This window comes from Aliiglaciecola sp. (assembly GCF_039982535.1).
Taxonomy (GTDB): Bacteria; Pseudomonadota; Gammaproteobacteria; order Enterobacterales; family Alteromonadaceae; genus Aliiglaciecola.
In genome coordinates this window covers 84488-99083 of record NZ_JBDWYG010000045.1, presented here as the reverse complement: position 1 = coordinate 99083, position 14596 = coordinate 84488, and the positions used below count along the sequence as shown (strand labels likewise).

The 14596-nt window shown below is 41.5% G+C and carries 11 protein-coding genes; 5 read left to right on the top strand and 6 right to left on the bottom strand.

Going from position 1 to position 14596, the window contains the following annotated elements:
- Positions 1 to 189 precede the first annotated feature (189 nt).
- A complete protein-coding gene (locus ABJV04_RS14460; protein WP_348492266.1) occupies positions 190 to 717 on the bottom strand; it encodes a hypothetical protein in 528 nt (175 codons plus the stop codon).
- A gap of 561 nt (positions 718 to 1278) precedes the next feature.
- Between ABJV04_RS14460 and zapE the strand changes: the two genes are divergently transcribed.
- Both zapE and ABJV04_RS14450 read left to right on the top strand, forming a co-directional pair.
- A complete protein-coding gene (zapE, locus tag ABJV04_RS14455) occupies positions 1279 to 2469 on the top strand; it encodes a cell division protein ZapE (protein WP_348492265.1) in 1191 nt (396 codons plus the stop codon).
- Positions 2470 to 2603: 134 nt separating this feature from the next.
- Positions 2604 to 3182: a hypothetical protein gene (locus ABJV04_RS14450; protein ID WP_348492449.1), complete on the top strand. Its 579-nt coding sequence runs from the start codon at positions 2604 to 2606 to the stop codon at positions 3180 to 3182.
- Between the two features lie 113 nt (positions 3183 to 3295).
- On the opposite strand, the gene ABJV04_RS14445 is transcribed toward ABJV04_RS14450, so the two are convergent.
- The 5 genes from ABJV04_RS14445 to ABJV04_RS14425 form a co-directional block, all read right to left on the bottom strand.
- The gene (locus tag ABJV04_RS14445) at positions 3296 to 4450 is read right to left on the bottom strand and encodes a serine hydrolase domain-containing protein (RefSeq protein ID WP_348492264.1); all 1155 of its coding nucleotides are present in this window, start codon (positions 4448 to 4450) and stop codon (positions 3296 to 3298) included.
- A 235-nt stretch (positions 4451 to 4685) separates the two neighbouring features.
- Positions 4686 to 6923 carry an alginate lyase family protein gene (locus ABJV04_RS14440; RefSeq protein ID WP_348492263.1) on the bottom strand — a complete coding sequence of 746 codons (2238 nt, stop codon included), beginning with the start codon at positions 6921 to 6923 and terminating at the stop codon, positions 4686 to 4688.
- Positions 6924 to 7181: 258 nt separating this feature from the next.
- Positions 7182 to 7760, bottom strand: a complete 579-nt coding sequence (gene ssb / locus ABJV04_RS14435; protein WP_348492261.1) for a single-stranded DNA-binding protein — start codon at positions 7758 to 7760, stop codon at positions 7182 to 7184.
- A 308-nt stretch (positions 7761 to 8068) separates the two neighbouring features.
- Positions 8069 to 8935: a CoA ester lyase gene (locus ABJV04_RS14430; RefSeq protein WP_348492260.1), complete on the bottom strand. Its 867-nt coding sequence runs from the start codon at positions 8933 to 8935 to the stop codon at positions 8069 to 8071.
- A gap of 80 nt (positions 8936 to 9015) precedes the next feature.
- The gene (locus ABJV04_RS14425; protein ID WP_348492259.1) at positions 9016 to 10365 is read right to left on the bottom strand and encodes an MFS transporter; all 1350 of its coding nucleotides are present in this window, start codon (positions 10363 to 10365) and stop codon (positions 9016 to 9018) included.
- Positions 10366 to 10634: 269 nt separating this feature from the next.
- On the opposite strand from ABJV04_RS14425, the gene uvrA reads away from it, so the two are divergent.
- The 3 genes from uvrA to ABJV04_RS14410 are packed head-to-tail and all read left to right on the top strand — an operon-like array spanning position 10635 to position 14595.
- Positions 10635 to 13475 (top strand): excinuclease ABC subunit UvrA, encoded by a 2841-nt coding sequence (gene uvrA / locus ABJV04_RS14420; RefSeq protein WP_348492258.1) that lies wholly within the window; start codon positions 10635 to 10637, stop codon positions 13473 to 13475.
- 17 nt (positions 13476 to 13492) lie between these two features.
- On the top strand, positions 13493 to 13903 hold the full coding sequence (locus ABJV04_RS14415) for a thioesterase family protein (protein WP_348492257.1): 411 nt from the start codon (positions 13493 to 13495) through the stop codon (positions 13901 to 13903).
- Complete coding sequence (locus ABJV04_RS14410; RefSeq protein WP_348492256.1) at positions 13900 to 14595, top strand: 2OG-Fe(II) oxygenase; 696 nt, start codon at positions 13900 to 13902, stop codon at positions 14593 to 14595. The genes ABJV04_RS14415 and ABJV04_RS14410 overlap by 4 nt, the downstream gene beginning before the upstream one ends.
- Position 14596: the final 1 nt, after the last annotated feature.

The window sequence follows — 14596 nt, the reverse complement described above, 5'->3', positions numbered from 1 at the left end:
TTTTAAGCCATATTAGTACTGAATAGCTAGAATGCATCATAAAAATTAAATGAAAATAAATTAAGAGTTAAAGGCAGGATTAACCTGCCTTAAAGATTAGTGAGGCCTGTCTATGCAGGACAAAATAGCTATTCAATTTGCTGTATAATTTTAGATTTACGTTAGCCTTAGAAGTAATGTAGTCCGCAATTAGAAGGTTTCTGCGAACCTCACCGCAGAGTTTTTGATAACTTTCTTAGCACGCTGAATCTGTTGCTTGTTTTTAGCATGAACAATTACCGACCATTTATTATGTTTTTTTGCATCCCGAGCTTCGTTTACCACAGAATCATGATCAGGACGCAATGACACTGCACCTGCCACTAACAACCCCATAAAGGTTCCTAATGTGCCAGTGGCAATAATCAACATTACGGGACTGGAAACAGCAAATTGTGTACCTGTAATAATCAAAGAAGAAGCAACTAACAATCCAATAACCATGCCGATTAAACCTAGCAACAGATGAGAGGCTAGTAGGGTTTTTCCAATAGCCTTAGTTTCCGGCTCTATTTTGCTTGCGAAGTGTCGATCTTTAGGGGAAACAATTGCCAGTTCATCGTTTGTAAGATCAGCATCACTTATTAATTTTTCTGCAGCTTTTTTTGCTGTAGTTTCATTCTCGTACACACCAACGAGTTTGCTTGGATGTCGCTCTTCGATAATATTCGTTTTCATAATCATTCTCCTACTACTTTATTTATGACGCTAAGTTCAGTTGAAGTGAACTATGCCAATTCCTTCCTTTATTTAGCGTTACTTTATAGTTTTATGAGCAAGGTAAATGCCAGTTATAATGATCAAATAAATTGCCGTTACACAGGAAAAGCAAAGGCGAATTAAAATCGGTTATCAGCAGCAATATGTGAAATATGATAATCCTTATTGTTGAACTAATAGTTTTCCTAAACAGTTGTATAGCATCAACTTTATAAAAATAAGCTAGCTATTATGAAATGGCTGAACAGCGCGGAAGTTAGTCCTAGGTAATTGGATTGTGATGAGTTTACAGCTAATTTTTAACTATCCTCTTAAAGCTAAATACAAAACTAGACAAAGATTTAAATGTGAAACATTTTCATGCTGTGTAATTTTTACCCAAAAAATACACCCCATTAATTAGATGTCGGAGCGCCATTATCTCCCTATTCAGGAAATTGGTTAATTTCCACGAACTTGGATTACAGGATGAAAATAGGTAATGTATTTTCATCCCTTACCACTTAGGAAAACGTTTTTATGCCCGACGGGACAGCTTGTAAATCGGCAATTAGCTCCCCCAAAACTCGTTACCAATCCCTTGTAGGCACCAAACTTGTGGCAGATCCTGCACAAATCGAAGGGATAAATGAACTTGAGCAGTTGTTTCAGAGTCTGGCGTCATACAATAATAACCGCGGGAATAAACCCAAAGGTGTTTATCTTTGGGGGGATGTTGGTCGCGGTAAAACCTTTTTAATGGATTTATTTTACGATTGTTTGCCAACAGAAGGTAAATTGAGGCTTCATTTCCACCGTTTTATGGCGCGCATACATCAGGCTTTGAAAGAGCATGCTGGGCAACCCGATCCTTTAATTAAAGTAGCTCAACAACTTGCCAATGAATATCACGTTTTGTGTTTTGATGAATTTTTTGTATCAGATATCGGTGATGCAATGATTTTGGCGGGCTTATTTACCAGCTTGTTTGAGCAAGGAGTGGTACTGGTAGCTACTTCAAATATTCCCATCGAACGCTTATATGAAAATGGCTTAGCTCGTCATAAGTTTTTACCTTGTATCGCCCTACTTCAGCAGCAAACACAGTCTATTCATCTAGCTGGCGTCCAAGATCACCGCTTACATATGAGTCCGTCACTGACGGACATCTCCTCTGTTGCGTCTAAATCAAATTATATTGGTTTAAGCTCACAGATGAACTTTGCCGATATCTTTGGCCAAATTGTTGCTGCAAATCAAACTGATCAGATAAACCAAGACAGTATCACTATTTGCCATCGACAGATTCCAGTCGTTCGCGCTTTAGAAACAACAGCTGCAGATTCAGTAGTCTGGTTTGATTTTCATGCTTTGTGTGAAGGGCCTCGCTCGCAACTCGATTACATGGAGATTGCCACAAGGTTTAATACTGTAATGGTCAGCAAGGTGCCTCAACTTGGCGGTAAAGTCAGAGGATGGATTAAAGCTAGAGGTACCGAAGATGGGATAGGTGACAATCAGGCAGCCAGTACCGGGGAGCGCGTTGTTTCCTATGCTGTTAAAGATGATATGGCGCGACGCTTTATAAGTCTGATTGACGAGCTTTATGACCAAGGTGTTAGGTTGTATGTAAGCACCGAGGTGCCCCTTACCGAACTGTATTTAGAAGGTTCACTCAAATTCGAATTCCGCCGTACCTATAGTCGCCTAATAGAAATGAGTCGAGACTGAGGGCAACTAAATTAATAACGAGACTGCTCACACACAAACTAATGTGATAGCGTTAGTCTGAATATAAATGGACGTTAATTAAAGGAAATACAATGACAAATCGAATCTTAGCCCCCCTAACCCTTGCCAGCCTAATGCTTTGCAGCCCACTAATGGTTAGTGCAAAACAAAACATCAAACCCGCTCCGTTAGTATCAATTGCCACCCAAGATAGTTTTTTCGCAAGCTTAACCGCTCTTTGTGGAAAAGCCTTTGCCGGTAAAGTGACCATTGATAATCAAGGGCCAAGCAGTATGTCCGAGCAACCTTTGGTTATGCATGTAAGAAGCTGTACAGAGCAACAGTTGCAAATTCCATTTCACGTGGGCGATGATGCGTCACGAACTTGGATAATCACTAAGACTGGTTCAGGTCTTTCCCTAAAACATGATCATCGCCATGCTGATGGTTCCTATTCAGAATCCACCATGTACGGCGGTCATACTCAGGATGCAGGCTGGCCACAGGTACAATCCTTTCCTGTAGACCAATATTCTAAAGAGTTATTCGCAAAAGCCGGAAATCCCCAGTCCAGCACCAATATTTGGCAAATGTATATCTATCCAGAGGTATTTACGTATCGTTTGATCCGCGAAGGAAGAGAGTTTCGAGTGGATTTCGATTTGACCCAAGAAATAGACACACCCGCTGCACCATGGGGCTATCAAGACTAAAAAAGAGCCTAATACGGTAATTAAATTAACTGACTAAGCAGTTCTGGCCAAGCCTTTATAAACTGAGAAAATGAAATACAGTCTACAGAATAAAGGCCAATATTAGGATTGTATTATTGGATTTTATTTGAGAACTGTTTTATCACGAAGCTCCCGACTTCTTCCACGCTTTTACCCAATTTTGGGTTAGAGATATCGTTGCACATCCAAGCAATGGCAAGGTCTTTGTCCGGAATTCGGCTAAAGAAGGTATGAGTGCCTAGCCAACCGCCAGTGTGAGAAAAGACTAGCAGCTCATCTTTTTCCCTAACAAATTGTCCGTTAGCATACAAAACCCCATCAGCGGCCTCAAACTTGCTATTTGCTGTGTTCATATCCGCAATTAATTGTTTAGGATTTTTACCCAACTTCGGGGAATAGAAGTGACTATTCCATATCAACAAATCATCTAAATTGGTATGTAAGCCTCCATCTCCTACCCAAAATAAATTCGTCATATCAGTAATATAGGTTCCGTCATCACGTTGCTTGTAACCATAGGCTCTATTTTTCACTATCTCCACAGGATCATCACTAAAGAAGGTGTTATTCATACCAAGAGGCACAAAAATACGCTCATGGGAATACTGCCTAAGGGACTGACCAGTAACTTTTTCCACTAACATCGACAACAAAAAATAGGCCAAATTACTATAACGGAATTCTGTTTCCGGCTCTAAGGCAAGGGGGACTGTGCGTACAACATCAAAGAACTCATGAATTGTTAGATAGTCTTCGTTTCCTAAGCGAAATGGTCCACCAGCAACTGACTTTAACTCTATGGCCTTTTCACTTTTATCTCCCTCGTAGGATGCAGCCATAAGCTCATAATCCCCCATACCGGAAAAGTGCCCAAGCATGCTATTGATAGTTATTTTATGACCATAATCGGGTAAGGATGGAAGATAAGTCCGGATATCTTCATCTAATGCTATTTTGCCGTCATCGGCTAATAATAATACGGCCATGGCGGTGAATTGTTTTGATACGGACGCCATTCGGTGTACTTGTGTACCGTCCAAGGGCGTTTCAAGTTCGAGGTTGCTTAGTCCATACCCCTTTTTATGGATAAAGTGGCCTTCATGGATAACCCCTAAGTTACATCCAGGAGTGCCATCCTTTATAGCCTGCTCCATAATCGAATCAATAGCCTCATTGAACTCATTGGCATTAGCAGGGTTAGAAACGATTAGCGAACCGGCAATCACTATAGCTAGAATAGATTTCATTACGTCTTCCTTGGTTTGTTGTTTGAGCAAGCCTACAGACCAAAAGATAAGCCATTTTTCATCAAATAGCCAAAAAATACGCAGAGTACAAAAAGGATTAACTATCGAGATCTATAAAAGGGGGGGAGATAAGGGAATTGAGCGCAAATAAAAAGCCGTATTCATCTGTGTTGATATTTACTGCTATATCAACACAGAATTCCACGGCTTACTTTTTATGGATAGACTTTACTGTTTACTGATAAAAGTAAGGGCCCGTCCAGCGATATTTTTTGCCATTAACTTTCAAGCTATGCTTAGCGGTTTTTGAGGCATTGTCGTTGGCAATAATGAACAATTGTTGATTACCCGCCAAGTCCGTAATAGTCACACCAGTGTAGTTTTTATTATCAACAACCACTTTCAAATCAGCGATATTACTTTTTGAGTTTTGCGATAATTCAGTTACAGGTCCGTAAGAACCATGAGGCTCGATCACAGATACAAATAGTGTGTCTTTGGCGTTTCTACGCAGTAATAAAGACGCATCACGGCGCAAGTTAAACTCAGGATCATTTGCACCTATGCGCGTAAACATCAATTCGTCACTGTCATCGGTCACAGCGGTTAAGGTGTAGTACTTACCATTACCTAACCACGAGAATTTAGAGTTACCTTCAACCCCATTACCTTGACCTTCCACAAACAGATGTTGGTAACCATTATCAGCACCTAAAGGGCGCAAGACTTTTGGCGCATCATAAGCAAAGTTCATATCCAAAACCTGGCCCATAAAATAATACGGAAGGTCATATTGGTTTTTGCTATCTGATTTAACACGCATGATGTCGAGTAAAAAGGCTTTCTCGAAACTTTCATCTTTAATCATTGCCATAGTACGATGCATGGATGTGCCAGGATACGCATTAGTTTCTGTGGCGCTAACAACTTGAACATTGCCATTTTCAGCATCAAAGGTGAACAACTCTGAGTGATGTTGACTAGCAATGTCATAATTACCATTGAAGTGCTTTTTCTCATTTACCGACAAGGTATTATGGGCAATGGTTGTTTTTGCCCAAGTGGTGTTCTCTTTAAGGTAATTACCACCACCTTTTTGTTCTATATTTACGAATCGAGCTAAGCCGTAATCCTGTAAAACTTCATCACCCTTTTCATACAAAGAGTAAGAAAGCTTATCGTAATGGCCATGACTCAAACCCTGCGCAGCATATTTGAATACTAGTGTGAGATCTTCGTTGCCATAACGCAAAATCCCAATTCCACCTTGCTTACCATTAATACCGTCGCTTAAATTAATCGATTTTTTAGCAAAAGCTTTAGCTTTGCCATCGCGCACACCAATCGCCGCCTCAAGGCCAGACTCATCAATCAGAACCTGTCCTTGTTTCTCAACGATGCTCAATAGCTCTGGGTTTTTATCACCGTAAAAGTACGCCAAGTTAACAGCTGATACTAAAGAGCTGGTGTAATATGACATGCCTTTTTGGCCATCGTTAATAGGGAAGAATTCTCCGTCGGCATCAGACAGGTTAAGTAAAGCGTTAACCCCTTTAAATAACACGTTGTCTTTATGCTGTAGCACCTTCAATTCTGGACGGTTATTTTCCATTGCCAGTGCCAGTATCAAGAATGGGTACATGGCATAACGTTGGTAGTAAGGGCCTTCAGTATAATAACCATCAGGTGAGAAAGGTTCTTCTAGGTTGGCAAAGAAACCTTTGCGTTGTCCTTCAACTTTGATTGTTCCGCCGTCGTTGTCTTTACCACCGACTTCCAAGCCGTCATCTTCAATGCCATAAAGTGCACGTTGAATCAGTTCTTCGTCATCCATTACCAAACCAATCATACCTACAGCAGTAACACCCCAAGTACTGTGGTTATGTACTCGATTGAAAAACTGCGGATTTTCTAATGATAAAAAGTCAGCAAAAGGACGGAATAAATTAGTTTCAAGCTTGTCACGCTCACTCTCGCTCAAATAATCGTAAATCGCATCATAGGCTTGGCTCATGTAAACCAGCCAGTTACTGTCGTTTAGACACTGCCAAAATAGTTTTCCTCGGGCGTAAGAACGCTCTTGGGGATGAAGAGGTAAGTCTTTGTACATTGCTTCATACTGAAACAACATATCGCGGATATATTTAGCGTACTTCTCGTCTTCTAGAACTTGGTACAAGACACCAGCTTTTTGTGCCGTAAAGAAATTAAGCTTGTGACGTTGGTGAGTATAACCGCCCGAAAAGTCCTTTGGAATTGGGGTATCAATACCGGTTGCAATCTCAACGTCAACTTGTTGTTTTATCCGTGCTAGAGATTCGTCAAACAACGGAACCTGGCCTAAATTTGCTCTAATTCTTTCCACACCTGGTTCGGTCAGAATAAGATTTGGATGTTCCTTTGCACTAAGGGCGAAAGACGAAATACTAATCCCAATGGATAGCAAGGTAACTGAGAACTTTTTTAGGTTCATTAAGCTTGGGTTCCTTTTTTAACAAAAGCCGTTTGGCAAATATTCACGATTAACTAGAACATTAACATATTGGTGACAACTTAGGGACAGTACAATAACAGAATCAGCAAAGTATAAAAGCAGACCACTGACTCGTAATCTTTCGTCATCAGAAAAACCAAATGAAGTTCAACATAATGATTAATTTAGAATACAAAAATTGCCATAAAAAAGCCGCTAAATAGCGGCTTTGAACAATATTATTAAATTTGTCTTTGTTTAGAACGGAATATCGTCATCAAAATCGAAGTCAGGCTCAGCCATAGGTGGCTTATTTCCTGGATTTTGTTGATTTGCACCTGGGTTCTGTTGAGGTGCGTTACCGTATTGCTGACCACCACCTTGTTGTGGTGGTTTAGCGTAATTCTGTTGTGGTGCTTGGGCTGGCTTTTGTGGTGCTTGGTTATATTGACCACCGCCTTGATTCGAATAGCCACCTTGCTGATTATCAGACTGGCCGCCACGACCACCTAACATTTGCATTTGATCAACAATAATCTCTGTGGTGTATTTGTCTTGACCACTTTGATCTTGCCATTTACGCGTTTGTAGTTTGCCTTCTACATATATTTGCGAACCTTTACGCAAATATTCACCAGCAATTTCAGCTAAACGACGGTACATAGTCAATCTATGCCATTCAGTGCGTTCTTGCATCTGACCGCTTTGGTCTTTCCAGCTTTCACTGGTAGCCAAACTTAGGTTTGCTACTGCATTGCCGTTAGGCATATATCTAACTTCTGGATCTTGTCCAATGTTACCCACTAAAATGACTTTGTTGACACCTTTAGTTGCCATGTTTACTCCTATTATTCGTTGCTAAATAAGTTGTCTTTCCCATTTTCGTATGTCTCAAGACATACTTATTTAGCATCCAAGCAGATATTTCTAAATTGGTTATTAAATTCAGAAACTTACCTAAATATTTAGATAGAAAAGGTATGTTCGCTGCCAATTTAGTTAAAAAACTTGGCATCATTGTTTCGTATTTATCCGCGGTATTGTAACCCGAATATTTAGTTTTATCTCAATAAAATCGGAACTAAATTCAGTTTAAATTGCTTATTATTAATATAAATGAATTTGCTCGTTCAGCTAGTCTAGTTTTATCGGTTTAGTCTTTTTAAAAGATTTTCAGCCCGTTGCACCACAGGTAAATCAATCATTTTATTCGCAAAATTAGTCGCACCTGTGCCCTGCTCATATTGCTGCTGAAAAGATTGAATGAGTTCATTGGCCTGTTTTACTTGCTCTTCAGTGGGCATAAACACCTGATTCAATATATTGACCTGCATCGGATGCACGCAGGGTGCGCCAGAAAAACCAATTTTATTGGCAAGCTCAGCGGCAACTTGAAACTGAGTTGGGTCGCTAAAATCGGCAATGGAAGCAGGGAAACCCATAGGGGTAATATTCGCCCGCCGACAAGCCATAATTAATTGCTGGCAAGGGCCAATAAGGGCTTCAGTGGTAGGTTCCATACCGATGGACAAGGATAAGTCTTCGGTTCCCATGGTCATTGCCATTAAACGGGGCGAGCTTGTGGCAATTTCGTCCAATTTAGACATGGCATCAACATGCTCAATTTGCGCAATAAGTCGGGTATAACCTTGGGGCATTTGTTTTTCTTGTTCAATTTCATCAATGCTTTGCGCAATCAATTGAATATGAGCGGCACTACTAACTTTTGGAATGATGATGGCGCAAATTTGTGGATCCACTACCGCTTCTAAATCTCTGATTGCCAGTCGTAAACTTGCGTTTATTCTTACTAGCGTATCTGCTCCCTTTTTTGCCACCACTTTTGCAGCGGCAATAAGGTTTGCTCGGGTCGCCTCTTTATGGGCCATGGGAATACTATCTTCTAGATCCAGAATATAACCGTCGGCTTCACGGGTATGGGCTTTATCGATAAATTTTTGATTATTAGCTGGTAGAAATAACAACGAACGCCAAGGAATTAATTTAGTCATCTGTGTTCTCGCCTAAATTGGCCATTAGGTTTTGCGCAAAATGGCCCAATCGTTGAAATTAGTATGAACGCCTTTCAGCATTATTGCGGCGCAGTATTTAACACCAGTTGTTGGGCTTGACGAAGATTAAATTCTGCTGTCGCTTTCACATAGACACTATCTTCATGAGTTACCAATGCAAGGTCTACTACCCCGGGCATCGCTAGCAACTGTTGTTTTAACACTTCAAGATCGCCCGCTCCACTTACACCACTTAAGGTATAACGTCGATACTTACTCACGCTTTTCAGGTTATATACGATGGCTGTCCACACCAACAAAATGCCAACGGCAAACATTAATACCTCTGAGGGAGAGAAATATTGATTCAGCACACCGGCTAACATTCCCCCTAAAAAGGCCCCGAAAAATTGGAAACTTGCATACATGCCCATAGCCGAGCCTTTTTTGCCCGCGGGAGCAATGCTGGATACCCAAGCGGGTAAATTTGCTTCTAAGTAGTTAAAACCACTAAAGAAGATCACTGCAAAGGCCGCCACAGTGTATAAGCTTGAGGATAAAGATAAACCGGCACAGGCAATCATCAGTAAAAAGATGGAGACTAACATCAACACCTTTTGAGAAACCTTTCTATTCAAGCCCATCAAAACCGTTAAACCCAGGATGGAAGTCAATAACACCGGAAGATAGAGCTTCCACTGCACTTCTACCAGTAATCCCATTTGTTGAAGCATTACCGGTAATTGCATAAAGAACAAGGTAATCATCATATGCAGCAAACACACACTCAGATTCATTTTTTGAATTTGTTGATCACCAAAGAGCTTAGCCACATCTTTCCAAGTCGGAAGGGTATCCCCAGAGGGGGCACTATTTTGTTGGGACGGCACCACAAAACCAACAATCAATATACACAATAGCGCCAGTACCGCGGTGACAAAAAATATCCCAGACAATCCCCACACATTCGAAATCATCGGGCCGATCATTAATGCTAAGTAGAAAGAAAAGCCAATAGCGATACCAATAATCGCCATTACTTTAGGACGTTGATTTTCACGACTGACATCAGCGGCTAATGCCATAATCGCCCCAGCAATGGCTCCGGTTCCTTGCAGTATGCGGCCTAGCACCAACATCCACATATTATCGGCAAAACCGGCAATTAAACTGCCAAGGGAAAACATCAGTAAACCCACGACGATGATGGGCTTTCGGCCAAATTTGTCGGATAACATACCCATTGGAATTTGCAGCAATGCTTGGGTCAAGCCATATCCACCTATGGCTATTCCCACCATAAGAACAGAATAATCAGGGTAATTTTGGGCTAATATTGCCAAAACCGGCATTACCATAAATAGCCCTAACATTCTTAGGACATAGATAAAGGCAAGAGACAAGGCGGCACGTAATTCAGTTGCGTTCAAAACAAATCACTATGGTTTTAATAAAGCTAAATGAAGTCTTCCCATATCAAATACGCGAGTCACAAATCTTTTTTGCTCGTAAAATTGATAAAGAAGTGAATACTAATTGGCCGCGAAGTTTATCACAGCATTAAAATAGGCGATAGATCGATAAAAAGGCGTTTTAAATAAAAAATTTTAGCTTTTTTTGGAATAATAGGCCGTTCTCAATAGAGCATGTTTTGCAATTATGTAATACTGATCTTTTGGTCAGGCAACATTCTGGATCCATGGATAAAATTGAAGTAAGGGGTGCACGCACCCACAATCTGAAAAATATTAATATAACGCTTCCTCGTGACAAGCTAATTGTGATTACAGGCCTGTCGGGTTCGGGGAAATCTTCTTTAGCCTTCGATACTTTGTATGCTGAAGGGCAACGGCGTTATGTAGAATCCCTTTCCGCCTATGCCAGACAATTTTTGTCGATGATGGAAAAGCCCGATGTAGATCATATTGAAGGTTTATCACCCGCTATTTCTATCGAGCAAAAATCAACGTCTCATAATCCCCGTTCTACAGTAGGGACCATAACCGAAATCTACGATTACCTTAGGTTATTGTACGCCCGTGTGGGTGAACCCCGCTGCCCAACTCACCATGTTCCTTTAGCGGCACAAACGGTGAGTCAGATGGTTGATCGGGTGTTGGAGATGGAAGAAGGTACAAAATTAATGTTACTTGCGCCTGTGGTGCAAGAGCGTAAAGGCGAGCACATTAAAACCCTTGAGGGTTTAGCTGCCCAAGGTTACATCCGTGCGCGTATTGATGGTGAGGTGTGTGACCTATCCGATCCCCCTCAACTTGACCTGCATAAAAAGCATACCATTGAGGTGGTTGTTGACCGCTTTAAAGTCCGTGAAGACCTTGCCTTACGTTTGTCGGAGTCATTTGAAACGGCATTGCAGTTGTCTGCAGGTGCCGCCAAAGTGGCATTTATGGACGAGCCAGATAAAGACGAATTGGTGTTCTCAGCTAACTTTGCCTGTCCACATTGTGGATACAGCATGGCTGAACTCGAACCCAGATTATTCTCATTTAATAACCCTGCTGGTGCTTGTCCAACTTGTGACGGCTTAGGTATCAAGCAATTTTTTGATCCTGGCAAAATTGTGAGTAATGAAGAATTGAGTTTGTCAGGGGGCGCTATTCGCGGCTGGGACAAACGCAGTTATTATTATTTTCAGATGTTACAAGCGGTTGCTGATCATTATGGCTTTAGCCTTACGGCTCCCTTTGCAGAATTGGACGATAAACACAAAGATGTGATTTTATTTGGTAGCAAAGGCACAGCAATCAAATTTAAGTACATTAATGACCGTGGCGACATTATGGAACGCAAGCATCCATTTGAGGGCATCATTCCCAACATGGATCGCCGCTACAAAGAAACTGAATCTAACGCGGTACGTGAAGAATTGTCTAAATACCTTAGCCAACAACATTGTAATAGTTGTGGTGGTGCCCGTTTAAGATTAGAAGCCAGAAATGTCTTTATCGGCGAAACTGCGTTACCAACGATTACCGAAATGTCCATCTCTGACGCACTGTCATTTTTTGATGAATTAGATCTAAGCGGACAGCGAGCACAGATTGCAGAGAAGATTTTAAAAGAAATCAACGACCGCTTAAGTTTTCTGGTTAACGTCGGTTTGAACTACCTTTCCATGTCGCGAAGTGCCGATACCTTGTCTGGCGGTGAAGCCCAACGGATTCGATTAGCCAGTCAAATAGGTGCAGGTTTAGTGGGTGTTATGTACGTACTAGATGAGCCTTCTATCGGCTTGCATCAGCGGGATAACGAACGTTTGTTGAAAACCCTACGTCACCTGCGGGATTTGGGTAACACAGTTATCGTTGTTGAACATGATGAAGATGCCATCAAAGAAGCTGATTATGTGGTAGATATAGGCCCTGGAGCGGGTGTCCACGGTGGTCAAATTGTAGCGGAAGGTACTCTTAAAGATATATTAGAAAGTGAAGACTCACTTACTGGTAAATACCTATCTGGTAGAGAACGTATCGAAATCCCCAAAGAACGCAACAAAGTCAAAGACGACAAGTGGGTGAAGCTAACAGGGGCAACAGGAAATAACCTACAACAGGTAGATTTACATATTCCAGTTGGCCTTATGACCTGTGTAACCGGAGTGTCTGGCTCAGGTAAGTCAACCTTGGTAAATGATACGTTTTATAAGTTAGCGCATCACGCCTTAAACGGAGCCACCACAGGTGAAGCCGCACCTTACAAAGAGATCACTGGATTGGATCAACTAGATAAAGTAGTTGATATTGACCAGAGTCCTATTGGTCGTACACCACGTTCAAACCCTGCAACCTACGCAGGTATTTTCACGCCAATTCGTGAAATGTTCGCGGCCACCCAAGAAGCGCGCTCCCGTGGTTACAAACCTGGACGCTTTAGTTTTAACGTCAAAGGTGGACGTTGCGAGGCCTGCCAGGGTGACGGTCTGATAAAAGTGGAAATGCACTTCTTACCAGATGTGTATGTGCCCTGTGACGTATGTAAAAGCAAACGTTACAACCGCGAAACTTTGGAAGTGACCTACAAAGGCAAAGATATCAACCAAGTGTTAAACATGACGGTGGAAGAGGCCCGAGAGTTTTTTGATGCTATCCCGTCTATTTCCCGCAAACTGCAAACCTTAATGGATGTAGGTTTGTCATATATTCGTTTAGGCCAATCGGCCACAACACTCTCTGGTGGTGAAGCCCAACGAGTGAAACTCGCCAAAGAGTTATCTAAACGTGATACCGGGCAAACGTTATATATTTTAGATGAACCTACTACAGGTCTGCATTTCCACGATATTAAACAACTGCTAGAAGTATTACATCGCCTGCGTGACCACGGGAATACCGTGGTGGTGATTGAACATAACCTAGATGTGATAAAAACCGCAGATTGGATTGTCGATCTGGGGCCAGAAGGTGGTTCTGGTGGCGGTAATATTATTGCGCAAGGTACACCTGAAGACGTCAGCAAGGTAAAAGGCTCGCACACTGCGCATTTCCTTAAACCCATTTTAGACGATGCAAGACAGGCATAAAGAGATACGGATAGAGTATGTTTAGCGAAAAGTTTAATGTCAGATTTTATGAAACAGATGGTTTAGCCCACGTCAGCAACACAGTTGTTGCTGGCTGGTTTGAGTGTGGCAGAGAGCCTATCTTCAAAATGTTTACGCCAGATCTAGATTTAAAAAATTGGCCTTTGATTTTAGCCAGTTACAAAATCGATTTTCATTTGCAGATATTTTACGGCAAACCCGTAGAAGTGCGCACTTACGTAAGCAGAGTTGGCAATAGCTCATTCGATACCTATCAAGAAATTTGGCAACAGGATCAGAAAGTCGCCTCTGGCAGCACTACATTAGTTCGTTTTGATTTCAAAACCAATAAATCAGTGCCCATTGACGAGGCGATTAAATCCCAACTTAAGCAACATATTTACTCCGAGTTGGAAGCTGAAAAATGACAGATTTTATTGAAGTCATCGATAACGTTTTACCAGAAAAGTTGTGCCAAGGATTCATTCAACGTTTTGAAGCCAGTAAAAATACTCAGCAGGGCCGCACCGGAGGTGGGGTCGATACCGACAAAAAGCTCAGTAAAGACGTATCAATTGTGCAAAATCCGGAGTTTCAACCTGAATACCAGGCAATGCTTCCTTTGTTATCCCAACAATTAATGAAGTATTTTGAAAAGCATTTTTTCGCTCTTATCGGCCCAATCGGCTTAACCGTTCAAGATCCAAGCAATGGTCAACCCGTCAAGTTAACCCACGAAAACTTCGAGAGAGTGGGCAAACCAAATTTACCAAACCTAGTGCAGTATCTTTTTCGAATTGGTGACATTAACGCGCAAAAATACCAGATGAAAAAAGGCGGTTACCCCTATTGGCACTCCGAGGTTTATCCTCAAGCGGGTAATAATGACGCACTGCATCGTATCTTATTGTTTATGTTTTATTTGAATGATGTAGAAAAAGGTGGCACCACAGATTTTTATTACCAAGATAAGTCTGTGCAACCTAAAGCTGGCAGAATGGTCATTGCGCCTGCCTACTTTACCCATACCCACAGAGGCAGTGTGCCGGTTTCCAATGACAAATACATCCTCACTTCTTGGGTATTGTTTAATCAGGCAGACCGTATTTATACAGGCTAGT